Genomic DNA, 22,926 nt, shown 5'->3' with positions numbered 1-22,926 from the left:
GAGCAAGGTGTAGCGCCACAGGAACCTACGCCGCAGCTGCGCCCTGGGGAGGAGTTTCGGTCACGACCGCACGGATATCGGGGTAGCTGTCTTCAGCGTCGCGGATGAGCGCGCCGGGACCGTCATCCGTGTTGTGCACGGCGTCGTCGCCCGAATCGCCGGCAGAAGCCGAGATAGACAGCGAAAGTCGCTGCGCGCGGTCATGTTCCAGAGGCCGACTACCGCCAGGTGCCGCCGGAAGCGACGAGACGGTAGAGAGCTGCCATGCCGACCCGCAGCGGAGCATGGCGCCGCGTCGCCACCGCGGTGACGGCACTATGGTCCAGGCGACATCGCTGCGTGCGCCCTGTCGGTACCCGATGGCAAGGTGTTCGATATGCCTTTCGCAGAATCCGCCGCATTCCCGGACGTAATCCGGATACTCGGGGCCAGCGAGCACAACCTGCGCAATGTGTCCCTGGAGATCCCCAAGAACAAGATCACCGTCTTCACCGGGGTCTCCGGCTCCGGCAAGTCGTCGATCGTCTTCGACACCATCGCCGTGGAGTCGCAGCGTCAGCTCTACGCCACGTTCCCCGCGTTCATCCTCAACTTCTTGCCCCGCTACGAGCGTCCACACGCTGAAGCGATCGAGAACCTCACCGCGCCGGTGATCATCGACCAGCAGCCGGTAGGCGGCGGGCCGCGCTCGACCGTCGGCACCATGACCGACGTCTTTTCCATGGTGCGGGCCATGTTCGCTCGATTCGGCTCGCCCTCGGCCGGATTCGTCTATCACTACTCGTTCAACGTGCCGCAGGGCATGTGCCCGGACTGCGACGGACTGGGCGTCACAGTGTGTGCCGATCCGAATCGACTGCTCGATCGGACCAAGTCGCTCAACGAGGGCGCGATCCTGTTGCCGGGCTATGCGGTGGGCAGTGGGGATTGGCAACTGTATGGCAAATCAGGCCGGTTCGATCCGGACAAGACGCTGTCCGACTACACCGCTGACGAATTCCACGACCTGCTGCACGGCACCGGCGGCAAGGTGGAACTGACCTTCAGCAAGGGCACCTGGAAGGCGAACTACGAGGGCATCGTCACCAGGTTCACCCGCACCAGGCTGCAGCGCGACACCTCCACGCTCAGCGAGAAGACCCGCGCGCAGATGCAGCAGTTCCTCACCGAAGGCACCTGTCCGACCTGCGACGGCGCCCGGCTGAACGCCGCGGCGCTCGCCACGAAGATCGACGGGCGCAACATCGCGGACTGGGCGGGACTGCAGGTCACCGACCTGATGGCGGTACTCGACGAGATCACCGACCCGGCTGCCGTCGGCCTGGCGGGCGCCATCCGGACCGCTCTGCAGCGCGTGGCCGACATCGGCCTCGGCTATCTGAGCCTGGACCGTCCGACCTCGACGCTGTCGGGCGGTGAGGGCCAGCGGCTCAAGATGATCAAGCATCTGTCCAGCACATTGATCGGCATGACCTACGTCTTCGACGAGCCGAGCGTAGGTCTGCACCCGCGCGATGTCGGCCGCCTGAACAACCTGCTGAGAGCGTTGCGGGACAAGGGCAACACGGTGCTCGTGGTGGAGCACGATCCGGATGTCATCCAGATCGCCGATCATGTCATCGATGTCGGCCCGCGCGCGGGTGTGCGCGGTGGGCAAGTCGTGTTCGAGGGCAGTTTCGCCGACCTCCGAGCGGCCGAGACCCCTACCGGTGCGGGGCTGCGCAGGCCGTTTCGCGTCAAGGACAGCTTCCGCGAGCGTACGGGCGAATTGCTCATCGCCGGTGCGACGGCACACAATCTGAAAAATGTGTCCGTCGGGGTCCCGACCGGCATCCTCACGGCGATCACCGGCGTCGCAGGTTCGGGCAAAAGCAGCCTGATCCGAGACGTGTTCGTGGTGCAGCATCCAGAGGTGATCTTTGTCGACCAGTCGGCGATCGCGGCGTCGTCGCGGTCCACGCCCGCAACCTATCTCGGTCTGATGGATCCGATACGCAAGTTGTTCGCCAAGGCGACCGGAAAGTCGCCCGGTCTGTTCAGCTTCAATTCGACGGGCGCTTGCGAGCAATGCGAGGGTCGCGGCGTGATCATCACCGAGATTGCCTACATGGATCCGGTGACCACCCATTGCGACGCCTGCGACGGGCGGCGTTTCTCCGACGACGTGCTCGCGCTGACCCTGCGCGACAAGTCGATCGCCGATGTACTGGAGTTGTCGGCCGAGGAAGCTCTCGGGTTCTTCCCGGAGAAGGCCCTGAATGCCAAGTTGCGCACTATGAACGAGGTCGGGCTCGACTACCTCAGCCTCGGCCAGGCGATGAGCACGCTGTCCGGCGGCGAGCGGCAGCGGATCAAGCTGGCGACACAACTGCACAACACCGGAACCGTCTTCGTACTGGACGAGCCGACCACCGGTTTGCACATGTCGGATGTGGACACGCTGCTCGCGCTGATGGACGGTCTGGTGGACCGCGGTAATACGGTCGTGGTGATCGAACACAACCTCGACGTGGTCGCCCACTCGGATTGGGTGATCGATTTGGGTCCCGATGGCGGCAAGGCCGGTGGCGAGATCGTATTCACCGGAACGCCCGCCGCTCTTCTCGGCCACCCCACCTCGCTGACCGGCGAGTACTTGCGCCGGTACAAGGCGGCGTAGGGGCGCGCGTAATCGTCAGCGGCCGAGCTCGAGCTCGGGTGCTACGCGGGGGTGAACCGCTGCGTTCCGGTGACCCGGAGCAGATCCAGCGCGGAGGCTTCTGGGCTGTCGGGCGCCGCCGAGTAGACGACAACGGCTTGATCGGTGTCCGGGACCAACAGGGTGTCACAGTCCAGTCGAAGCGGCCCGAACTCCGGATGGTCGATCGTTTTGCTCGCACTACGCCACTGCCCGGACCGCCGCTCGTTCCACAGCTGCTCGAAACGCGGGCTGCGGGAACGCAGTTCGGAGATGAGGCGGAGCAGATCGGGATCGTCGGGGTAACGGGCGCGGGCCCCGCGCAGACTTGCCACCGAGAACGCCGCGGCGTTGTCAGCCTCTGCGGGCGTCATCGCGAACCGTCCTCGCTCGGTCCCCAGGAAGCGCTGCCAGATGATGTTGCGCCGCGCGAGCGGCCACGCCGACAGATCACCGAGCAGTGCGATTGCCATCGAATTCCATGCCAGGACATCGGATTTCGCCGAAAGAACCAACGCGGGCAGGTCCGCCATCCGGTCGAGCAGACGCAATACGCTCGGCCGCACCACCATCTCGATCCGGCCATGTTGCGGCGGCGCCGCGCCCGCGAACTGGAACAGCAGAGTGCGGTCCTCGTCATTGAGCCGTAGCGCACGGGCGAGCGCGGCGAGCACCGAGCTGGATGGGTGGGGGCCGCGACCCTGCTCCAATCGCACTACATAGTCCACGCTGACGCCAGCGAGCTGTGCGACTTCCTCGCGGCGCAGCCCTGGCACCTGTCTGCGCGAACCGGCGGGCAAGCCGACATCACCCGGGCGCACCCTGTCGCGTGCCTGCCGGAGCAGTGCGGCCAACTCGGTCCGATCCATTGTCCGATCATCCCCCAGCCGGTCGCGGCCGGGGTGGGACCGCTACTCCCAGGAGCTGGCAGCCCTGTGCACCGGTCCGGGGTATGGCGACACTCGTGGCATGACGGAGATGACAACGGCGCTGGTGACCGGAGCGAACAAGGGGTTGGGACGCGAAACCGTGCGCAGACTGGCGGGTTTGGGCTGGCGAGTCTTCCTCGGCTCACGGGACCCGGATCGGGGCGCGGCGGCCGCCGCGGAACTCGTCCGGACCGGGCTGGACGTCGAGTTCGTCCAACTCGATGTCACGTCGGACGCGTCGATCGCCGCGGCGGTCGACGCGATCCGGCAGCGCACGCCCCGGCTGGACGTACTGGTCAACAATGCGGGTATCGGGGGTACCCGCGCGATGCCGCAAGAGGTCTCGGCCGCTGATTTCCGTGCGGTGTTCGAGACCAACGTGTTCGGACCGGTCCAGGTGACGAACGCGTTCCTGCCGCTGTTGTGCGACGCGGCTCGACCGCGCATCGTGATGGTCTCGAGCGGCATCGGTTCGCTGGCGCGTACCTCCGACCCCGGTCGGCTCGAATCCACCCTGCTCGGTCTGCCCTACCCCGCGTCGAAAACGGCGTTGAACATGATTACCTCGCAGTATTCGCGTGCGCTGCCGGGAATGAAGGTCAACGCTGCCGACCCCGGCTACACCGCGACGGACCTCAACGGCCATGCTGGTGTCCAGACCGTCACCGAGGGGACCGACGCGATTGTGCGGCTGGCAACCCTCGGCCCGGACGGGCCGACCGGCGGGTTCTTCGACCGGACCGGGCCGGTGGCTTGGTGAGTGCACCGGCGCTCGCGTTCTCGGCCGATCACCGTGGTGCGTGGGCCGATCGGGCCGAGGGGATCGGGTGTCCGGCGAGTACGCCGGTTCGATATCGCTAGCGCGCGCCGCCGTTGACATATAGCGTCTGCCCACTGACGTAGGAGGCGTCGTCGCTGGCGAGGAAGGCGATGACCGCCGCAACTTCCTCGGGCTGGCCGACCCGGCCGAGCGGCGTGCGTTCGGCAACAGTCTTCTGGTGGTCCTCGGCGGTCATCCCCATCCGGTTCGCGGTAGCGGCGGTCATAGCCGTCGCGATGTATCCGGGTGCGACGGCATTGACGTTGATGTTGTACGGGCCGAGCTCGATAGCGAGGGTCGCGGTCAAGCCTTGGATGCCTGCTTTGGCGGCCGCGTAGTTGGCCTGGCCGCGATTACCGAGCGCCGATCGACTCGACAGCGACACGATTTTGCCGTAACGCCGGGCCACCATGAACTTCTGCGCGACCTGCGCGCAGTGGTAGGCGCCGGTCAGGTTGACCGAGAGTACGGTGTTCCAGTCATCCTCGGACAGGCGGAAGAACAGGTCGTCTCGGGTGATGCCGGCGTTGTTGACCAGTATGTGCGGGTGGCCGAGATCGGATGCCATCGTATCGAATGTGGTCCGGACCGACGTGCGATCGGTGACGTCGCAGACGTAACCGCGCGCGACACCGCCCGTAGCGGTGATCTGCGCCACGGTTTCGTCGACGGCGCTGCGGTCCAGGACGGCGACGGTCGCGCCCTCGGCGGCCAGGCGCAACGCGGTGGCCGCGCCAATGCCCTGTGCGGCGCCGGTGACGATGGCGACTTTATCGGTGAATCGGTGCATCGCTCGTTCTCCTCTCAGAGTGCGAACATATCGCTCCGGGTACATCCGATGGGCAGTTCATGGATGCGGCTGCCACGGTCCAGAGTGGTCGACCGCCGCGGCCATCCGTATTCGACGAAGTGCACCTGCCGGCGGGCGGAAGCGTGAGACGCGCCAGGGTCGTCTTCGACACCGGCCGTCGGGCACCGCTGGACGGCCCGACGTCGCGACTCGGAGCGATGCTTGCTACCCCACGATCGCTGCGCCGAACTCCTTGGCGAACCAGGCCGGGAACTCGGTGAGGTCCGCGAGCACCACGTCGGCGCCTGCCGCGTGCAACTCATCCGCCGCGCACGGGCCCGTGGTGACCCCGACCGCGACCACTCCGGCGGCTCTCGCTCCGCGCATATCGCCGACATGGTCGCCGACGAACAGATCCGCCCCCTGCTCGCGCAGCGCGGTAGCCTTGGCCGCCGACCACAGATCACCAGCGAGATGATCGACGCGCCAGCCGAGTTCGTCGATATGCAGGCGCGCGAGCGGGGCGTGCTTGCCGGTGACAACGAGCACCCGCCCATCGCGCGCCGTGATGGCCGCCAGCGCCGCCTGCGCGCCGGGCATCGCAGGAATGCTCGGCACGAGCGCGGGATACAGCGCGCGGTAACGGGTGACCAGCGTGGGCACAAGTTCCGCGGGTGCTCCGGCGTCGACGAGTAGATCGGCCATTGGCGGTCCGAGCCGATCTGCGAACTTGTCGCCGGATAGCGGAAGGCCGAACTCGGCGGCGAGGATGTCGATGGCCCGGGAGACGCCGGGGCGCGAGTCGATCAGCGTCATATCGAGGTCGAATCCCGCGGTCCAGGTCATCACTCGACCCTAGACGCCCGGGCTGCGGCGAGACGATGCGACCGATGGCAACGGTTGTTCGCCAGGACCGGGCGATCAGCGCCACAGCGGATGCGCGCGTCCACCCGGAGCTGATTCACGTGGAACCCGCAGTGCAGTCGATGCCATCGTGAAAACAGCTGCGCCGCTGTGAATTCCGCATTCCGCGCAGACTTGCATGAAGTGAAGCGCTGCACGATCGGCGCAGCCGCGGATCGTCGACCTCGACACGTTCGATTCGGTTCGGCGCACCGATCCGCGCGGCGATGTGAGAGTGTCCTGCGGTGTCACGAGGCAAGTTTTGATGTTCTGGCATGCGATGCAGACACGCACATTGTGCGGTCACGTTGTCTCGAGACAGACGCGTGTTCGGGGCTGGCTATCAGCCGTGATGTTCCCCGGCCGGGACCGCCCGGCGGCGTGTCACGCTTCAACAAGCGTGGAGCGTTTGCGTCCGTATCCGAGGTAGACCCCGATCCCGACGAGTACCCATACTGCGAACCGCACCCAGGTGAGCGCGTCGAGCGTGGTCGCGAGCAGGGCGCAGCCGGTCAGCGCGAGAATCGGAACCAGCGGGACGAACGGGGTCCGGAACGGTCGTTCGCGATCCGGTTCCACCCGGCGCAGCACCAGCACACCGACGCATACCACCGCGAACGCCGACAACGCGCCGATGTTCACCAGTTCGACCACGATATCGATCGGCAGCAAGCCCGCGACCATCGCGCCGAGCACGCCGAGTACCAGTGTGAGCCGTGTCGGGGTCGAGCGCTTGCCGGTGACGGCGAGCCCATATGGCAGCAGCCGGTCGCGGCACATCGCGAACATCAGCCGCACCTGCGCGTACACGACCATCAGGAGGCCCTTGCTGAGCGCGATGATCGACGCGATCACGATGACGTTGCCGATCCAACCGATGTGCAGCCTGCCGAATGCGGTCGCGATCGGTGCTCCGTTGTTCAGCGCCGCGAACGGCGCGATACCGGTGAGCACCGCGCTGACCAGCGCGTAGAGCAGGGTGGCGATGAGCACCGTACCGATGATGGCGAACGGCACGTCCCGGCGCGGGTCACGGGCTTCTTCCGCCGACGCAGCCACGACGTCGAAGCCGAGGAAGGCGAAGAACGCGATCGCCGCGCCGCCGATGACGCCGCCGAGCCCGAACGGTGCGAACGGCGTCCAATTGCCGATGTCGACGTGTGGCGCGCCGACGGCCACCACCAGCACAAGCACACCGATGGTCACGGTTACCAGCGCTTTGGTGATCCGCGCTGTGAGTGTCACTTCGCCGACCAATACCACGACGATCGCCGCGATGATCAACATGGCAGGCAGGTTCACCACGCCGCCTTCGGCGGGCCCGGCGGCGAGCGCCTTCGGTACGGTGATGCCGAACATCGACTCCAGCGCTGACACGGTGGTTCCCGACCAGCCGATCGCCACGGCGGCACCGGCGATGATGAACTCCAGCAGCAGGTTCCATCCGACCAGAAACGCCGGTGCTTCCCCGAGCGTCGCGTAGGTGTAGGTGTAGGCGCTGCCCGACACCGGCACCATCGCTGCGAGTTCGCTGTAGCACAGTGCCACCAGCGCGCAGACCGTTCCGGCCAGGATGAACGACAATACGATTGCGGGCCCCGCCTTTTCGGCGGCGGCGACGCCGGTGATGACGAAGATCCCCGCACCGACGATGGTGCCGACGCCCATGGCGGTGAGATCGAGCCGTCCGAGCCTGCGCGCGAGCGTTGGCGCGCCTGCCTCGGTTGTCGCGGTGTCGGGCAGGCGGCGACGCCATCGCCGGGCGGATGTACTGGTCATGACTCCCTTAAGACGTCGGCTCTCCGGTCGCGGCCGGAAGCTGGATCGGTAGACATTGTCGCCGCGCCCGGAAATGCGCCGATTACCGGGGTGTTTGCGGCCGTGTCGGCGGCTCGGCGTTGGGCTGTTCGACGATGGCGATGGCGTGACGCCGCCGCCGTACTCGATGGGGTGGAGGCGCCGCGTTCGGCAACGCGCGCACCGGGAACCAGTGCGTGCGGGTAGCCGGACAAGACGAGGTGTACGCCGAGCCGCGGGAAAGCATTCACCGGCACAACTAGACGCAACTTTAGATAACACATAATCTGGCGGCAGCGCTCGGCTGAAGGTGGCCGTGCCGACCCGACGAAATGAGTACCCCGATGATGCGGCATGTCGAAGTACTGATCATTGGTGCGGGGCTGTCCGGGATCGGCGTGGCCTGCCATCTGACCAAAGAGCGCACCGGACGCAGCTATGTCATCCTGGAGCGCAGGTCTGCGGTCGGCGGTACCTGGGATCTGTTCCGGTATCCCGGAATTCGTTCCGACTCGGATATGTACACCTTCGGCTACGGCTTCCGTCCCTGGAAAGGCACCAAGGTGCTCGCCGACGGACCGCACATCCGCCAGTACATCGAGGACACCGCCGCCGAGTATGGCGTCACCGAGCACATCCGGTTCGGACGCAAGGTGACCACGGCGCACTGGTCCCGTCGGGCAGGCCGATGGACGATCGAGGCGTATAACGAACACACTGGTGAGACCGAGGTCTATACCTGCGATTTCGTGGTCGGCTGCACCGGCTATTACGACTATGACAACGGCTATCGGCCGCAGTTTCCCGGTGAGGAGAGCTTCGGCGGGCGGATCGTGCACCCGCAGCACTGGCCCGGAGACCTCGACTACACCGGTAAGCGGGTTGTCGTGATCGGATCCGGCGCCACCGCGATCACCTTGATCCCGGCCATGAGCGATGACGCGGCACATGTCACGATGCTGCAACGTTCGCCGACCTACATCACCTCACTGCCCGCCGACGACCCGGTGGCAGTCGGCTTGAAGCTGGCGCGAGTGCCCGCAGAGATGGCCTACCGTATCGGTCGCGCCCGCAATATCGCGTTGCAGCGTGCGAGTTTCCAGCTCTCCCGATCCAATCCGCAAGCAGCCAAGAAGCTGCTGCTCGGCGCGGTGCGCAGGCAAGTCGGCTCAGATGTCGACCTGCGCCACTTCACCCCGAGTTACGCCCCGTGGGACCAACGGCTGTGCATAGTGCCCAACGGCGATCTGTTCAAGGTGCTGCGCGGCGGCAAGGCGTCCATCGTCACCGACCGTATCGAGACCTTCACCGAGACCGGCATCCGCTTGGTCTCCGGCGAGGAACTCGCGGCCGACATCGTCGTCAGCGCAACCGGGCTGAGTGTGCAGATGCTCGGAGGCGCGAGCCTGGTGATAGACGGTGAGTCCGTGAATACCCGCGATCGGGTGGTTTACAAGGGCGTGCTGCTCGATGGCGTTCCGAACGCGATGATGGTGCTCGGCTACACCAACGCCTCGTGGACGCTGAAGGCCGACCTCGCCGCCGAATACTTCTGCCGTGTACTCAACCACATGAAGCGGCATGGCTACACCTGGGTCGAGGCGGTCGCCGAGGAGGGCGACCGCTCCGCGGAGTCGGTGATGGGCGGCGCTCTGACCTCCGGCTACATCCGGCGCGGTGACGCGGTGATGCCGCGTCAAGGCACCAACGGCCCATGGCGGGTGATCAACAACTACTTTCGGGACCGTCAGCTACTGCGCAAGGGCGCGCTCGAGGACGGAGTGCTCACCTTCGGTCGCGCGGAGACGGCACCTCCATTGGGGGGATCCCGCAGCGCCTGAGCGCGTCGAGGTGGCGGCGTGCCCGCAGCGAGCGTGGACAACTCGCACAGCATCGCTCTCGACTAGAACAGCCCCATGATCGCGGCGGCCTACGCGGGGAGAATCTGCGGGTCCGCTCTGCGCCGCATGCTGGACCGACTGTGCGGCACCATATTGCGCGTACTCGAGCGGCGACGTCAACCGCGATGAACCGGAGGAACGCATGGCGCGCGAATTTCACGACCTGCCCTACGCGCAATACCTCACCGCCCCGGAGGGTGTTTTGGAGCCCGAAGGCGACTACGACTGTGTGCGGGTCGACGGTGGCCGGTTCGACGAACTCGATGTGCAGAACGCTCGGTTCAGCCAGTCCGTGTTCACCTCGACGGTGATCACCGGAGGGAGCATGCGATACACCCGGTTCGCCGATGTGTGGCTGCGCGATGTCCGCTGGGTGGGCACCGAACTCGCCGACACCTTCTGGATGGACGGCGAACTGGTCTCCGCTGCTTTCTCCGGCGTCGATTTCGCGGGCGCGAACCTGCGCCGGATGCGGTTCGAGGGATGCAAGTTCGACTCGGTCACCTTCCGCGCTGCCCGACTGCGCGAGGTGTCCTTCATCGATTGTGTGCTGTGTGACTGCGACTTCGGTGATGCCGCCCTCACCAACATCACGATCCCCGGATCGCGGTTGGGTGGGCTGTCGTTGCACAGGGCTCGGCTATCGGAAGTGGACCTGCGCGGTGCGTCCACTCTCGACATCATCGGTGGGCTCGACTCCCTGCGTGGCGCGACGATCAGCACCATGCAACTGATCGACCTCGCTCCGGCGTTCGCGCGAGCAGTGGGTATCACCGTCACAGACTGATCGGCTCGGTGGTGGCCGATCTACCTGCTGCACGGTGGAACCTGGTGACCGAGTTGGCTATTCCGGTGAGGCGCCCAATTTCGGCACAACCACTTCGCCGAGGAAGTTCCACTCGCCTGGCTGGCAGTCGCTCTGGGCACCGACCTGGTTCGTGCGCGGCGCCCGAGCTCCGCGCGGGCCTGTTATGTATCCCGTGTGATCGCACCGGGTGCGCTTACGTGCGCCCGCTGCAGGCGTATCCGCCACGGGACAACCTGCCGAGGCGACTCGACCCCGCTGTGCATCTGACGCTGGGAAGGTTCCCGTACTATCGCCATCGAAGTCGCCGGGCCGGGGATAAGAAGGAGGACGGTGTGAAACCTCGCACCAGCAGCGGGCCATTGTGGATACGGCCACGCGGACTGGTTACGCAGGGCGTCTCCGAATCGACAGGCGCGCGCGTGGGGATATACCGATGAGCGACGAGGGGGTCGGTCTTCGCTGCGCGGGATGCGCGAATACCGGCTTCGACGGCGCCACTTGTCCGGTCTGCGGGCTCGACCTCGGCTACCGATACATCGCGTTACCGAGTCGCGATGCCAAGCCACTCGGCGGCCCCTGCGCGAGGTGTGGCGGCGACCGATATGACACCGAAGGGCGATGCGTGGGTTGCGGTCGGCCCGAGGCGGGACTCGATCGTTTCGAGGCGGATCTCGGCGCGGTGGCGGTGATGACCGATCGCGGACTCGTGCACACGCGAAACGAGGACTCCGTCGCAACCGCGGTCTTCGACGGCGTGGCCGCGGGCAGTTCCGCGGCCACGGTGATCGCGGTGAGCGACGGTGTGTCCACGTCCGCCCAGCCACAGGTGGCCTCAGGTGCGGCGGTGCGCGCAGGAGTGCATGCGACAGTCGCCGCGCTGGCGGTAGGGCGGCTCCCGGCCGACGCGATCATGGCCGGGCTCGCCGCGGCCGCGCAGGCGGTCCGCGAGGTCGACGTTGCAGATGGCCCGGCGCCGTCGTGCACCTACGTTTGCGCGATCGTGCCACGTGGTGCGCAGCCGGTCGAGATCACCGTCGCCAACGTCGGTGACAGCCGTGCGTACTGGCTGCCCGCGGAATCGACGGACGGGCCGGGGAACGCCCCGTCGCAACGGCTGAGCGTCGACGACTCGTGGGCCCAAGCCTTGGTCGACGCGGGCGCGCTGGACGAAAGCGACGCCATGAACGATCCGCGGGCGCACACTCTCATCCGATGGCTTGGTGCGGACAGCCCGCTCGAGCCGTGGGCGGACGATTGCGTCCGGGTCGTTCGGACCATCGGCCCCGGCCTGCTCCTGCTGTGCTCCGACGGCCTGTGGAACTATCTTCCCGACCCGGCCACGCTGACGAGTCGGGTGGCGGAGGCGGCACCCATCGAGGTGGCCCGTGGCCTCGTCGAGTTTGCGTTGCGCTCCGGTGGTGGCGACAACATCACCGTCGCTCTGGCACCGGTCCCACAACGTCGGGGACAGTGAAACTCGAAGTAGGCAAGGGTGATCCGGCGCCGAACTGGAGCCGACTTGCGTCTGGGACAGTGTTGCCGGCGTGGTGGACAGCGGTCTCGATGGCTGCGTAGGGTCGTCCACTATGACCCAGTTCGGCGGCAAGACGTGTTTGATCACCGGGGCGGCCAGCGGCCTCGGCCGCAGCACGGCGCTCGCGGCCGCGGCCAAAGGCGCTGCCCTCGTCCTGACCGACATCACCGAGGACGGTCTGCGCCGGACCGCCGACGACGCGCGCGCGGCGGGCGCGACCGTTCCTCTTGCCGCACCCGCCGACATCAGCGACTACGACCAAGTGGTCGCGTTGGCAGCCGCGGTCCACGCGGAAGTCGGCAGTGTCGACATCGTCATGAATGTCGCGGGTATCGCGACGTGGGGCACCGTCGACCGACTGACCCACCAGCAGTGGCGGCGCACCATCGACATCGACCTGATGGGGCCGATCCATGTGATCGAGGAGTTCGTTCCGCCGATGATCACGGCAGGACGCGGCGGCCATATCGTGAACGTGTCCTCGGCTGCGGGCCTGTTCGGTCTGCCTTGGCACGCCCCCTACAGCGCGGGCAAGTTCGGCCTGCGCGGGGTGTCCGAGGTGCTGCGGTTCGACTTGCGCCGTCACGGCATCGGAGTGAGCCTGGTGTGCCCAGGGGCGATGTCGACGCCGATGGTCGACAGCCTCGACATCGCGGGCGTGGACCGGACCGCCGAGGCGGTGCGACGCGGCATGTCGCTGTTCATGCGACACGCGGTCACCCCGGAGGCGGCCGCGCGGTCGATCGTGCGCGGCGTCGAGCGCGACAGATACCTGGTCTTCACCTCGCACGACATTCGGGTCGGTTTCTGGGCGCAGCGCTACTTCCCGCCCGCCTACACCCTGGCGATGCGCGGTCTGAACTGGGCGATGACCCGATACATCGACCAGAAGGCCACGGCATCCGCACCCTGACACCGACTCGGAACCACCCGACTCGCCCACTGTCGACCGTTCTCGCCGTCGTTCGTGCGGTGCTCGAAGTTGTTGCGCCAGAACCTTTCTGATCGGACGGCGGTATCAACCCGAGGGCGCACATCGAAGGGTGGCCGTCCGCCGCCGCGATGCCACCGAACCGGTCGAACCACGTAATAACGACTCCCGGCGAGGACGGTGGTCGCAACCTTGTCCAGCGGCAGCCTCGAGTTCCGGCGAGCGGAGGGCTCGGGGCTGCCGCGCGCGACAGCATCAGATGTAGATGAAGGACAGCCCGTTGCTGGTTCCGCCGGTGGTGGTGACCGTGACCGACACACCGTCCCCGTTCCCGCAGGGGCGACCGCGGCGATCTGGGTACTGGAGTTGACGGTCAGCGATGTCGCTACGGTGGCCGAAGCTGACTGCGGTAGCGCCGGTGAAGCCGGTGCCGGTGAGGGTGATCGAGGTCCCCCCCCGGGCGCCGACCCCGAAGTCGGTGAGACCGAGGTCAGTGTGGGAACCGGCACGTAGGTGTAGGACAGCCCGTTGCTGGTTCCGCCGGCGGTGGTGACCGTGACCGACACCGTCCCCGTTCCCGCGGGGGCGACCACGGTCGCCTGGCTGTCGTTGACCACAGTCGGGATCGCGGACGCGGCGCCGAAATGCACCGCGGAGGCGGTGGACAGACCGGTGCCGGTGATGGTCACTGTATTGCCGCCCGCGGTGACGCCGGAGACCGACGACAGGGTGCCGATGAACGGCGCCGCGACATAGAAGTACGACAGCGGGTTGCTGGTCCCTCCCTCCGTGGTCACGGTTACCGGGACAGCGCCCGCCCCGGATGGCGAGACAGCGGTGATCGATGTAGTCGTGTCGTCGGTGATAGTGGCCAACTTGGAACCGAAGTGCACGGCGGTGGCGCCGCCGAGGTTCGTGCCAGTGATGGCGACGGTGGTCCCGCCTCCGGTCTCCCCCTGGCTGGGAGAAATAGGCAAGACGCTGCCTCCTTGTCGATATGACCCCGACCGCATCACTGTCGGCGAGCCCGCCACGACGTGGCGATTGCCGTCCTAGCCGATGTCGATCCTCGACCGGGTTCCTTCGGCGGCACGCCTTTTCCATTAACGACCCTGAATCCGTTGCCGGACAATGCCTCTGCCTGTCCCTTTTCGTCCGTTTTCTCTTAGATCTGGGCGCATTCCTGCCGAGCCCACTGAAATACCCGTGGAGTTGGACGAGTATCTGGAATGAATGGATGCCTGTTCGCGAACGAAGACCACCGTGATTGAAGTACGGTCTCGGGCCCGGGATCGAGTTGGCCGGGCCCACAGGCGACTCCGCGCAGGGCAATTACCTGGATCGCACCGTGCTGTGCAGGAATTCGGCCTGGGTGGCCTCGTGGACGGCGAGCAAACGTGCTAATTCCTTCAGCGACTCCTGCCGATCGGTGTCCGAAGCGCCCAGCAGCATGTCATCGACCAGTTCTCGCATTCGACTGTGTTGCACGAGCAGCAGATCGGCGACGTTCTGGAGGTGGTGGGTTGTCATACTTGTGCCTCACAATTCCAGGCTGCCAGCTGCCGGTCGGCAGCTGCCGCTACTTCGGCGGCATTGATCATCAGGAGACCGCGATCTGGTTCGGCGGCGTGCGGATCGCTCGTGTGCCCGGCCCACAGTGCGGTATGGCGCTGCCGGTGCGAGGGCGGCCCCCACCACTCGGGCGGGTTCGGCCCGAACACGAGTACCGATGGTGTTCCGAATGCGGTGGCCAGGTGCCCGACGTCGGTATCGCCGCTCACCACCAGGGCAGCGCCCGCAATCGTGGTGGCCAGTTGGCCGAGCGTCAGTTCTCCTGCTACGGCGGCATGGCGTGGCAGCCCTGCTCGTTCGGCGACGAACTGGGCGAGGGCCGCGTCGTCGGCACCGCCGGTCACCATGATCGGGTAGCCCCACTCCCGTAGATTCGCGGTTACCGTGGCGAACCGTGTTGCGGGCCATCGCCTGGCGGGTGCGCTGCCACCCGGGTGCACGACGATGTGCGTGCGTGTGCTGGAGGCGCCCGGTGGGGGATCGAGGTCGAGCCGAGTCGGATCGGCTGGGATCCCGGCCGACTCGAGCAGCATGCACCAGCGGCTGGTCTCGTGCACGTCTGTGGGCCACTGCGGTCCGGGCACCAGCGGAAAGTCTCTATGTCGATAAGTGATCAGCTGTTCCGGACCGGTCGCGAGCAGATCGGTGATGCTCGCCGGACCGCCGCCGTGCAGATTGACCGCAATCGAGGGTGGCGCCGCGTTCCAGCGCAGCGCCCCTGCCATCGGGGTGGCGTGCAGTTCGTCCACGCAATCGGCCAGATCGACGACAGGTCGCAGCCAACCCGGTGCCGCCAATACCAACCGGTCTCGCGGGCGGGCGGCACGGAGCGCCCGCAGGGCGGGCACCGCGGTCAGTAGGTCACCGAGGCCGAGTGCGCGCAGCACCAATATCACGTGCGCGCATCCTGCGGTGGATCTGTCGACGTTGCTGCGGGCCAGGGAACGTTCGTCATGCTTGTACGCGGTCGGCGGGTAGGCGCGGTCGAACAGCGCCGCGGGCAGGCCGTCGGTTTCGGCACGACAGCCGTCCATCGATCACCCTTTCGTCCGGACCAGGGCCCGATCATTTTCTGCTCGACCGTGTTTCACGCAAGACACCATCGGCCCGTTCGGTCGTATGTCGGCAATGCCCCGACTCCGTCGTTTGAAACTCGTTCCGTACCGCTGTCCCGGTTTTCGGGGGCGGCGTCGTGTAATCCGGGCATCAGGACACCCGAAAGGTTCGCCGTGACAGAGGGTGTGCGGATCGGCCTGGCCGCAGGCGAATTCGTGGATACCGCGGCAGCACGTTGTGATTCGCACCCTGGTCTGCGGCACCGAATCAGTGGCCGCCCGGATCGCTCAGCGCGCGTCCTTCGTATGTCTTGACCCGACGGTGTTCGGCCGCGATCAGGAAGACACCGAAGCACAGGCACACCGTGGCGACGACGCCTGCGATGATCGCCCAACCTTCGAAGCCGTAGCCCGCGGCGGTCAAGGTGAGTCCGACGGTGACGATGCTGACCGCGAACAGGAGTATCCCCGGCCAGTTTCGAGTGTCCTGGATGGATTCTCCCGCATGCTGCCGATCGGATCTGGTGTAGTCCGGAAAACTCTGTTCCGGGCGCGGGCGATGCTCGGTACGGTCGTACTCCCGAGCCGGTTCGTCGGTTCCGTGAGGCATGAGAGTGTCCTTTCGTGCTGAATCCACACAGTGCGCGTTCGACCGAATACCCCTTTCGTTGCCGAGCAACCGGTCGCCGCGGGAGCTGTCTTGCGGCGGCTACGACCTGCGTTGTCCAGTCGGGCGACCTGTTGCGGCCACTCAGCCGGTCGCGTGTTGTCCATGGGCGGATTCGACGAGGAGGTGGTCCCAGCTGGCGACGAACTCCTCGATCCCGAAATTGGCGTGAGCCCAGTGCCTGGCCGCTTTGCCGGTCAGTTGGGCGAACATGGGTTCGTGCAGAAATAGTCGGATCGCCTCGGTGAGGATTTCCGGTTCGGTGGACACGACACCCGCCTCGGCCGGAATGGAAGCCGATGCCTCGGTGGTGCCGATCGCGACGATCGGCATCCCGAGATACATTGCCTCGATCACCGACATACCCAGCGAGGTCCAGCGGGGGATGTGCACGAATACCCGGCGGCGCGCCAACTCGGCGTGCAAGTGGTCCTGGACTAGATCGCCGAGGCCGCACACCCGCTGTGGTTCGACGCACAGTGCCGCGTGCAGCTGTTCGGTGCCCATGCCATAGACGTCGATCGGCGCGGCGTCGGATAGCGAACCAAGCAGATCGGTGCCGGTAATTCGCCAGCGGTGCACCGGCTCGTTGATGATCGTTGCCGCTCGTGGGAGTTCTCCGGTGTACAGATGCCCCGGATCGAGCACCCCGTGCGGGATGACCGTGGTCGGGCACCGCCCGTTGTCCCACATGAGTCGGTTGAAGTGCGTGACATGCACGAGCTGGACATCGGTCCGGTCCGCCAGCGGATGCCGCGTGAGCGCCGCGTGCGCGGTCGGCGGGTCGTGCTCGAGGTAGATCGCGGGCAGGTCGGTGCCGGGAGAGCGGCCCAGCCATTCGGACACCAGATCCAATTCGTGCGGGCGCTGCAGGACGACGATGTCGATGTCTTCGTCGGCGAGATCGGCGGGTGCGACCTCGATGGCATTGGGAGGCCACGCGCGGCCGCGTCTGCCCCGTGCCCATTCGCCGCGTTCGCCGTCGCGCGGCACCAGGTACCGGTGCCGACCTCGTACGAACGAGGTCGTCCAGAAGTCGTGCACATTCCAGACGAGGACGTTGAGCGGTCTCGTCGCCCCGTTCGAATGAGTCGTCGGAGCTTCCATGCCTGTCGAATGCCCGAGTCGCCTGGTCCGAAACGGGTGTCCGCGAGGAAATGTGGTCCGCGTCGATCAGTCCGCGTTCGGGTGCAATTCGTAGACGGCGTACGCGGAACGGATGACCGGCTGGGCGACATTGCGCACCCGGATGCCCCCCGGGGTGGTGCCACGTTCGGCCCCTGCGTGCGCGTGGCCGTGCAGTGCCAGGTCGGCGCCGCTGGCGTCGATCGCCTCGCCGAGCAGGTAGGAGCCGAGAAATGGGTAGATCTCGCGCGGCTCGCCGTGCAAGGTGTCACTGACGGGGGAGTAGTGAGTCAGTGCGACCGTGATGTCGGTGTCCGATTCGGCGAGCGCGTCGCTCAATGATTCTGCGAGATCCACTGTATGTCTGGCGAATTCGCGCATCAGTCGTTCCCCGAAGACGCTGGCACATTTTCCGGCGAATCCACCGCCGAAGCCCTTGGTGCCGGCGACCCCGAGACTGTACCCGTCGATCTCGAAACGCGCCGCCGTTCCTTCCAACACGGTGATGCCATGGTCGGTGAGCAGTTTCGCGATGTCCTGCTCGACATCACTGTGGTGGTCGTGGTTGCCGAGCACCGCGACGACCGGGACACCGATGTCGCAGAACTCCGCTGCGACGACCTCGGCTTCGTCGAGGGTGCCATGCCTGGTCAGGTCACCGGCCAACAGGAGGATGTCGGCGTGCTGAGGTAGCTCGCGCATCGCGGGCCGGTATTGACCGCGAGACTCCGCGCCCAGGTGGACATCGCCGACCGCCGCGATTCGCATGCTGTTCAACCCCTTCCGAGATCTTCGCTGTCCGTGGGCGCGGCATGTTGTGTGACGTGCAGATCGTTGTGGATCCGTGCGTGCGGAAGCTGTTCGCGCACTACGGTCTCCACCTGTTGTTTGACGCTCTCACTGCTCACTTCGCCGCCGAGCACGACCACTTCGCCGCGAATCGTCACGTGCACTCCGAGTTCGGCGGTTCGCGGATCCTCGGCGAGCGCCCTGCGCAGGTGGGCGACGAGGTACTGGGGTTGCTCCATTCAGTCCGCCTTCCGCGTATCGGTGATGCCGAGGTCATCGAGTAGCCCGAGGAAAGCCCTGGCATACGGCGACTCGGCCGTGCGGGCCCGCACCTCTGTCCAGTTCACCTGTTCGCGGACGTCACGAGCGATGTGCAGCACGGGGCTGAGGTCGAGCCGATGCGCGTCGAAGACCAGAATCTTGTCCACCATGAGGTCGGTGCCACTGATCACCGGCGCCGCCGTCGGTCCGATCCGCATCACAGTGGCACGATCGAGCAATTCATCGGTCACTTCACGATCGTTCGGCCGGAAGATCACATCGATCAGGACATCCCCGTCGTACACCTTGCGAAGCCAATCTTCCGGCGGATCACACACTCGCAGTCCACTACGGGCCATCGTCTGTACAGCCCGCGACGCGTCCTGCGGCTTGACGAAGATGTCCACATCGTGCTGCGAGATCGGGCCGCCGCGGGCGTAGACGGCGCAACCACCTGCCACCGCGAATTTGACGTCGGCGCCGGACAACGAGTTCACCGCACGGGTCAGCGCGTGCAGCAATTGGTCGATCGTCACGGCCATGCTGCGGTGGTACCCGAGGGTCTACCGGTTAATCGTGAGCAGACCAGGGATGAGACCGACCACACCGGGCGAATCGACGAGACCCGATCAGGAAGCAACGCGGGGATAACCTCATAAGTGAGATCGACGCTGTGTGCCGCGCGATCGTGAGCCATCGGGCACGACTGCCTCGATCCGCCGCGGCCGTTCCTGTCTGAACCTGTGACAGCGGAACCGGACCATGACAGACTGTACGCAGGTTGAGACTACAGCCGAACCCGGTTCGACTCGCGAGCACAGTCTCGGGCGTGTCGATCGGCGGAGGGTAGCGACGACCTCGCCACGACATCCTTCCGCGGACCGCCGCTCTGTCGCGTAGGACTGGAAATCCCCCCTTGTACGGGAGGTTCAGTATGTCCGCCATCTCTTTGCTTCGCGAGCACGCCGACGGAGTACACCGAAACGGCTCGGGGCCGAAGACCCGCCGGAATGCGCGATTGTGGGCGCAGTACGTGGACCGCCGCCGAGAATGTGTCGTCGTACGGGTCGAAGGCGAGCTGGATGCCGCCGCATACGCCGAGTTCTTCCGTGCGGTCAACAAGGCGGCCGAGTCGGATTGTCATGCCATTGTCGTCGACCTGCGCGCCGCGCGATTCCTCAGTCTGCGGGTCGCGGCCACACTGGGCGCGGTGAAACGAACCCGAGACACACGCGGGGGGCCCGACCTCCGCATCGTCGCGGGCTGCCAGGCGGTCGAGCGTGCCCTCGAGGTCACCGATGTGCGACGGCTGTTTCACCGGTACCCGTCGATGCGGGCAGCACTGGACTCCTGAGCCGCCCTGTCCACGCGACCTCGTTCTGGGAGCCGAGTGCGTTCCCGACCGGCCGTTGTCCTGACAGATGCTGACGAGATGTCGGAGAGTGGGTCGCTACCACTCGAGGACCGCCTCGCGCGCGGATCGAGTGGTCGGGTTCGGGCGAGTTTCTGCCGAGTCGGTCACAAGAATCTGGAGGACTCGGCCGAGGTCGTGACTGCGCTTGCGAAGTACTCGCGAGAATTCGGAGCGTTCTCCAGCAGACACCGGATCATCAGTACGGCGCCGGTCGCGTCCGCCACTTGATGTGGGTGGCCGACATCATGCCCGACGAGTGCGAACGGGTGGCCGGCACGTCCGGTGCTACATCGATGTCACCGACAGGTGACCCGCGGCCGGCTCGGATCGTCGGCGTTTCGAGCACCATGCGGCGGGTACGTCACGGGTGAGGGACGCGGTATCGCGGTGTGTCGGCTGTCGCGCGATGAACTCGGGGAGCGTCAGCAGCGGTGTGGTCGCCCCGGCCGACTGCGAGAACAAGGTGGTGATGGGCATGGGGAAGTGGACCTCCCGATCCTCGACCGACACGACCACGGTCGGTGTGCGCGTACCTGCCCGGTTGGAGCAGCTGACTATGCTGCGGGCCCTCGCGGAAACAGTGGCTCTCATTGCGGATTTCGCACTCGATGAGGTGACCGATATTCGGTTGGCGTTGGACGAGGTGGCTACCTCTCTCATCCTGGACGCCGTCCCCGGTTCGACGATCGATTGCGACTTCACCTACGACACCGACCAAATGTTCGTCCACGCCTCGTCGATCGCGGGCTCGGCCTCAGTGGTAGACGAGAGGGACTTCGGCTGGCACATCATCCGAACCCTGACCGAGTCGATCGCCACGGTGCAAAGCCCCTATGACGGAGTACTGCGCGGGTATCCGACCATCGTGGACTTCAGTTGGGTTCGAGGTGTGCCGGATGCGCGGTGAATCGAGATCGCGTAGCGACAGTTACGACAATATCGAGCCACTGTTCGAAAATATCGCCGCGATGGATGCCGACGACCCGCGTCGACCGGCCTTGCGATCGGAATTGATCGGCCGGTGCCTACCGCTGGCCGAGCACATCGCGCGAAAATTCTCCGGCCGCGGCGAGAACTTCGATGACCTGCTGCAGGTCGCGCGCCTCGGCCTCGTCCAAGCGACGGACCGCTTCGACGTCACCCGCGGTTCGTCTTTTCTGTCCTTCGCGGTGCCGACCATCATGGGCGAGGTACGCCGTCATTTCCGGGACAACACCTGGGCGGTGCGCGTGCCCCGCCGGGTCAAGGAGATCCAGCTCGGTATCGGCGCCACAGTGGAGACGCTGTCCCAGCGGCTCGGCCGGATGCCCCGGGCGAGAGAGATCGCCGCGGAGTTGGACGTGGATCTGGTGGAAGTCACCCAGGCCCTCATCGCGGGCAACGCCTATCAGTCTTCCTCCATCGATGCAGTCGCGGGCGGCGACATCGACAACCCGCCATTGCCGTTGTTGGAAAGTCTCGGCGCGGAGGAGACGTCCTACCGCGTGGTGGAGGACTATGTGGCAGTTCGCCCGCTGATCGAGGAGCTGCCCGAGCGTGAGCGGCAGGTCCTGGTGATGCGGTTCTTCGAATCGCTGACGCAGACCCAGATCGCGGACCGGCTGGGCGTCTCCCAGATGCATGTGTCACGCATCCTGTCCCGAACGTTGCACCAGCTGCGCGACCGGGCCTTGCGGGACTGATACGCCGAACGGCACGACGCGTCCTATCGTGGCCCGTCGGCGAAAGGCCGTGGCTACAGCGGATCCGGTGGCACGGGATCCGGCGCCGGCCCCGGTGGCTGCGGATCCGGGGCCGGGAACGGATCGGGTCCCGGCGGTAGTGGCGGCTCCGGGGCCGGTCCCGGGCGCGGTCGCGGCGGCACCGGCGGGACGGGCTGTGGCTCAGGCGGCGCAGGTTCGGGAGGCACCGGTGGCGCCGGAGCTGGGGTCGGCTCCGGCGGAATCGGGCTGGGATCGGGTGGTACCGGACGGGTCATGTTCCTGCGTCTCCTCATCGCTCGGGCGGTGCGTCCCGATGTGACATCCGCGGAAAGCGTCGGGCGCCGATAAACGCAGGTCGACCTGGGCAACGGACCGCACCACGGGACGTCATCGGGGTACCCGCCCACCCCGCGTCGAATCAGTCGAACGGAGGATCGATCGGTGCCCGGTGCGCACGGTTTGCGCCTCGACGACGTGGGGTACGTGAAGGGGAGCCGGACAAACGACGCCAACGGCTCCGAGGAGTTCGTCATGAACGATCAGCGACGACCAGGCACCCGGAACCCCGAGTCGGGCAGTTCGCGGTGGCCGAGATCCGTACCGGAAGTCTCATCCCCTGCGCGGCGAGCGGAGCACATGAACGATACCCGCATCACGACGAATCATGACGTGATTCGTCGATGGGCAGAGCAACGTGGAGCCCGCCCCGCGACCCTGCCCGGCAGCGAATACAACGGGCGGCTGGGGGTCCTGCGCTTCGACTTCCCCGGGTACGGTGGCGCGGTCCTACGCACCGTGGGTTGGGACGAATGGTTCGCCACGTTCGATGCGCGGCAATTGCATTTCCGCTATCAGGATCGGCGACCCGACGGTTCACCGAGTAACTTCAACCGCCTCGAGCATCCGAACATCACGCGATGGTGACCGGCCTGTCATATTCGGCGTGAGTCCGGTCACCGGTTGTCGGACCGACGTCGACCGGTGTGTGCGGTGCGCCGATCCGGTGCTGTGCCCGTCCCCGGCCTGCGCGGCGATGCGGGCAAAAGCGGGCGGCGCAGCCGCTGTCAGTGACCGATTTTCAGCGGCCGATCAACCGTGGGAATCGCGGCCACCGATGGGTGCGCACGGCTCTGCGCCGGACCGTAGAACGTTTACCGGCCGGTATCATCGGGTACATCAGACGAGGCAAGGTTGCTCGAAAGCGGAATGTCGCGTCGGTATGGGGATGCGATTCTCCTCATCGTTGCGCA

22 protein-coding genes are annotated in these 22,926 nt (G+C 66.2%); 10 read left to right on the top strand and 12 right to left on the bottom strand.

Annotation, left to right across the window (positions count from 1 at the left end):
• Window positions 1-376 precede the first annotated feature (376 nt).
• Window positions 377-2,659: an excinuclease ABC subunit UvrA gene (locus AB0B25_RS20480; protein ID WP_357181699.1), complete on the top strand. Its 2,283-nt coding sequence runs from the start codon at window positions 377-379 to the stop codon at window positions 2,657-2,659.
• Window positions 2,660-2,700: 41 nt separating this feature from the next.
• Here AB0B25_RS20480 and AB0B25_RS20475 read toward each other — a convergent pair whose 3' ends face one another.
• On the bottom strand, window positions 2,701-3,546 hold the full coding sequence (locus tag AB0B25_RS20475) for a helix-turn-helix transcriptional regulator (protein ID WP_357181696.1): 846 nt from the start codon (window positions 3,544-3,546) through the stop codon (window positions 2,701-2,703).
• A gap of 100 nt (window positions 3,547-3,646) precedes the next feature.
• Between AB0B25_RS20475 and AB0B25_RS20470 the strand changes: the two genes are divergently transcribed.
• Complete coding sequence (locus AB0B25_RS20470) at window positions 3,647-4,366, top strand: SDR family oxidoreductase (RefSeq protein WP_357181693.1); 720 nt, start codon at window positions 3,647-3,649, stop codon at window positions 4,364-4,366.
• Between the two features lie 97 nt (window positions 4,367-4,463).
• Here AB0B25_RS20470 and fabG read toward each other — a convergent pair whose 3' ends face one another.
• From fabG to AB0B25_RS20455, 3 genes are all read right to left on the bottom strand, one after another.
• On the bottom strand, window positions 4,464-5,216 hold the full coding sequence (gene fabG, locus AB0B25_RS20465) for a 3-oxoacyl-ACP reductase FabG (protein ID WP_357181690.1): 753 nt from the start codon (window positions 5,214-5,216) through the stop codon (window positions 4,464-4,466).
• A gap of 225 nt (window positions 5,217-5,441) precedes the next feature.
• Window positions 5,442-6,062: an HAD hydrolase-like protein gene (locus AB0B25_RS20460; RefSeq protein WP_357181687.1), complete on the bottom strand. Its 621-nt coding sequence runs from the start codon at window positions 6,060-6,062 to the stop codon at window positions 5,442-5,444.
• 441 nt (window positions 6,063-6,503) lie between these two features.
• On the bottom strand, window positions 6,504-7,898 hold the full coding sequence (locus tag AB0B25_RS20455; protein ID WP_357181684.1) for an amino acid permease: 1,395 nt from the start codon (window positions 7,896-7,898) through the stop codon (window positions 6,504-6,506).
• Window positions 7,899-8,260: 362 nt separating this feature from the next.
• On the opposite strand from AB0B25_RS20455, the gene AB0B25_RS20450 reads away from it, so the two are divergent.
• The 4 genes from AB0B25_RS20450 (at window position 8,261) to AB0B25_RS20435 (ending at window position 13,072) form a co-directional block, all read left to right on the top strand.
• Complete coding sequence (locus AB0B25_RS20450) at window positions 8,261-9,757, top strand: NAD(P)/FAD-dependent oxidoreductase (RefSeq protein ID WP_357181681.1); 1,497 nt, start codon at window positions 8,261-8,263, stop codon at window positions 9,755-9,757.
• 202 nt (window positions 9,758-9,959) lie between these two features.
• Complete coding sequence (locus tag AB0B25_RS20445) at window positions 9,960-10,604, top strand: pentapeptide repeat-containing protein (RefSeq protein WP_357181678.1); 645 nt, start codon at window positions 9,960-9,962, stop codon at window positions 10,602-10,604.
• Window positions 10,605-11,058: 454 nt separating this feature from the next.
• Complete coding sequence (locus AB0B25_RS20440; RefSeq protein WP_357181674.1) at window positions 11,059-12,099, top strand: PP2C family serine/threonine-protein phosphatase; 1,041 nt, start codon at window positions 11,059-11,061, stop codon at window positions 12,097-12,099.
• A 112-nt stretch (window positions 12,100-12,211) separates the two neighbouring features.
• Window positions 12,212-13,072: an SDR family oxidoreductase gene (locus tag AB0B25_RS20435; RefSeq protein WP_357181671.1), complete on the top strand. Its 861-nt coding sequence runs from the start codon at window positions 12,212-12,214 to the stop codon at window positions 13,070-13,072.
• On the opposite strand, the gene AB0B25_RS20430 is transcribed toward AB0B25_RS20435, so the two are convergent.
• From AB0B25_RS20430 to AB0B25_RS20395, 8 genes are all read right to left on the bottom strand, one after another.
• Window positions 12,994-14,103 (bottom strand): IPT/TIG domain-containing protein, encoded by a 1,110-nt coding sequence (locus AB0B25_RS20430; RefSeq protein ID WP_357181668.1) that lies wholly within the window; start codon window positions 14,101-14,103, stop codon window positions 12,994-12,996. The two genes, AB0B25_RS20435 and AB0B25_RS20430, sit on opposite strands and share 79 nt — an antisense overlap.
• Window positions 14,104-14,422: 319 nt before the next feature.
• Window positions 14,423-14,620: a hypothetical protein gene (locus AB0B25_RS20425; RefSeq protein ID WP_357181665.1), complete on the bottom strand. Its 198-nt coding sequence runs from the start codon at window positions 14,618-14,620 to the stop codon at window positions 14,423-14,425.
• Window positions 14,617-15,696: a glycosyltransferase family 9 protein gene (locus AB0B25_RS20420; protein ID WP_357181662.1), complete on the bottom strand. Its 1,080-nt coding sequence runs from the start codon at window positions 15,694-15,696 to the stop codon at window positions 14,617-14,619. The genes AB0B25_RS20425 and AB0B25_RS20420 overlap by 4 nt, the downstream gene beginning before the upstream one ends.
• A 289-nt stretch (window positions 15,697-15,985) precedes the next feature.
• On the bottom strand, window positions 15,986-16,327 hold the full coding sequence (locus AB0B25_RS20415; protein ID WP_357181659.1) for a hypothetical protein: 342 nt from the start codon (window positions 16,325-16,327) through the stop codon (window positions 15,986-15,988).
• A gap of 141 nt (window positions 16,328-16,468) precedes the next feature.
• Window positions 16,469-17,491 (bottom strand): glycosyltransferase, encoded by a 1,023-nt coding sequence (locus AB0B25_RS20410; RefSeq protein ID WP_357181656.1) that lies wholly within the window; start codon window positions 17,489-17,491, stop codon window positions 16,469-16,471.
• Window positions 17,492-17,557: 66 nt separating this feature from the next.
• Entirely contained in the window at window positions 17,558-18,277 is a 720-nt protein-coding gene (locus AB0B25_RS20405) for a metallophosphoesterase (protein ID WP_357181654.1), read from the bottom strand.
• A 5-nt stretch (window positions 18,278-18,282) separates the two neighbouring features.
• Entirely contained in the window at window positions 18,283-18,537 is a 255-nt protein-coding gene (locus tag AB0B25_RS20400) for a BON domain-containing protein (protein ID WP_357181651.1), read from the bottom strand.
• Complete coding sequence (locus AB0B25_RS20395; RefSeq protein WP_357181648.1) at window positions 18,538-19,101, bottom strand: hypothetical protein; 564 nt, start codon at window positions 19,099-19,101, stop codon at window positions 18,538-18,540.
• Window positions 19,102-19,493: 392 nt separating this feature from the next.
• On the opposite strand from AB0B25_RS20395, the gene AB0B25_RS20390 reads away from it, so the two are divergent.
• The 4 genes from AB0B25_RS20390 (at window position 19,494) to AB0B25_RS20375 (ending at window position 22,600) form a co-directional block, all read left to right on the top strand.
• Window positions 19,494-19,913 (top strand): STAS domain-containing protein, encoded by a 420-nt coding sequence (locus tag AB0B25_RS20390; protein WP_357181645.1) that lies wholly within the window; start codon window positions 19,494-19,496, stop codon window positions 19,911-19,913.
• Window positions 19,914-20,379: 466 nt separating this feature from the next.
• On the top strand, window positions 20,380-20,880 hold the full coding sequence (locus tag AB0B25_RS20385; RefSeq protein ID WP_357181643.1) for an anti-sigma factor: 501 nt from the start codon (window positions 20,380-20,382) through the stop codon (window positions 20,878-20,880).
• Window positions 20,870-21,655 carry an RNA polymerase sigma factor SigF gene (locus AB0B25_RS20380; RefSeq protein ID WP_357181641.1) on the top strand — a complete coding sequence of 262 codons (786 nt, stop codon included), beginning with the start codon at window positions 20,870-20,872 and terminating at the stop codon, window positions 21,653-21,655. Before AB0B25_RS20385 ends, AB0B25_RS20380 begins: the two co-directional genes overlap by 11 nt.
• A 657-nt stretch (window positions 21,656-22,312) precedes the next feature.
• Window positions 22,313-22,600 (top strand): hypothetical protein, encoded by a 288-nt coding sequence (locus AB0B25_RS20375; protein WP_357181639.1) that lies wholly within the window; start codon window positions 22,313-22,315, stop codon window positions 22,598-22,600.
• The last annotated feature ends 326 nt before the right edge of the window (window positions 22,601-22,926 follow it).

The sequence above is a fragment of the Nocardia sp. NPDC049190 genome, assembly GCF_040648115.1.
Lineage (GTDB): Bacteria > Actinomycetota > Actinomycetes > Mycobacteriales > Mycobacteriaceae > Nocardia.
The sequence above is the reverse complement of the archived record's forward strand: the minus strand, read 5'-3'. Positions and strand labels throughout refer to the sequence as shown.

Bases quoted from the DNA above. Each gene is read 5' to 3' on its own strand.
- AB0B25_RS20480 (WP_357181699.1), top strand. From the start codon at position 377: ATGCCTTTCGCAGAATCCGCCGCATTCCCGGACGTAATCCGGATACTC.
- AB0B25_RS20475 (WP_357181696.1), bottom strand. From the start codon at position 3,546: ATGGATCGGACCGAGTTGGCCGCACTGCTCCGGCAGGCACGCGACAGG.
- AB0B25_RS20470 (WP_357181693.1), top strand. From the start codon at position 3,647: ATGACGGAGATGACAACGGCGCTGGTGACCGGAGCGAACAAGGGGTTG.
- fabG (WP_357181690.1), bottom strand. From the start codon at position 5,216: ATGCACCGATTCACCGATAAAGTCGCCATCGTCACCGGCGCCGCACAG.
- AB0B25_RS20460 (WP_357181687.1), bottom strand. From the start codon at position 6,062: ATGACCTGGACCGCGGGATTCGACCTCGATATGACGCTGATCGACTCG.
- AB0B25_RS20455 (WP_357181684.1), bottom strand. From the start codon at position 7,898: ATGACCAGTACATCCGCCCGGCGATGGCGTCGCCGCCTGCCCGACACC.
- AB0B25_RS20450 (WP_357181681.1), top strand. From the start codon at position 8,261: ATGATGCGGCATGTCGAAGTACTGATCATTGGTGCGGGGCTGTCCGGG.
- AB0B25_RS20445 (WP_357181678.1), top strand. From the start codon at position 9,960: ATGGCGCGCGAATTTCACGACCTGCCCTACGCGCAATACCTCACCGCC.
- AB0B25_RS20440 (WP_357181674.1), top strand. From the start codon at position 11,059: ATGAGCGACGAGGGGGTCGGTCTTCGCTGCGCGGGATGCGCGAATACC.
- AB0B25_RS20435 (WP_357181671.1), top strand. From the start codon at position 12,212: ATGACCCAGTTCGGCGGCAAGACGTGTTTGATCACCGGGGCGGCCAGC.
- AB0B25_RS20430 (WP_357181668.1), bottom strand. From the start codon at position 14,103: ATGCGGTCGGGGTCATATCGACAAGGAGGCAGCGTCTTGCCTATTTCT.
- AB0B25_RS20425 (WP_357181665.1), bottom strand. From the start codon at position 14,620: ATGACAACCCACCACCTCCAGAACGTCGCCGATCTGCTGCTCGTGCAA.
- AB0B25_RS20420 (WP_357181662.1), bottom strand. From the start codon at position 15,696: ATGGACGGCTGTCGTGCCGAAACCGACGGCCTGCCCGCGGCGCTGTTC.
- AB0B25_RS20415 (WP_357181659.1), bottom strand. From the start codon at position 16,327: ATGCCTCACGGAACCGACGAACCGGCTCGGGAGTACGACCGTACCGAG.
- AB0B25_RS20410 (WP_357181656.1), bottom strand. From the start codon at position 17,491: ATGGAAGCTCCGACGACTCATTCGAACGGGGCGACGAGACCGCTCAAC.
- AB0B25_RS20405 (WP_357181654.1), bottom strand. From the start codon at position 18,277: ATGCGAATCGCGGCGGTCGGCGATGTCCACCTGGGCGCGGAGTCTCGC.
- AB0B25_RS20400 (WP_357181651.1), bottom strand. From the start codon at position 18,537: ATGGAGCAACCCCAGTACCTCGTCGCCCACCTGCGCAGGGCGCTCGCC.
- AB0B25_RS20395 (WP_357181648.1), bottom strand. From the start codon at position 19,101: ATGGCCGTGACGATCGACCAATTGCTGCACGCGCTGACCCGTGCGGTG.
- AB0B25_RS20390 (WP_357181645.1), top strand. From the start codon at position 19,494: ATGTCCGCCATCTCTTTGCTTCGCGAGCACGCCGACGGAGTACACCGA.
- AB0B25_RS20385 (WP_357181643.1), top strand. From the start codon at position 20,380: ATGAACTCGGGGAGCGTCAGCAGCGGTGTGGTCGCCCCGGCCGACTGC.
- AB0B25_RS20380 (WP_357181641.1), top strand. From the start codon at position 20,870: ATGCGCGGTGAATCGAGATCGCGTAGCGACAGTTACGACAATATCGAG.
- AB0B25_RS20375 (WP_357181639.1), top strand. From the start codon at position 22,313: ATGAACGATACCCGCATCACGACGAATCATGACGTGATTCGTCGATGG.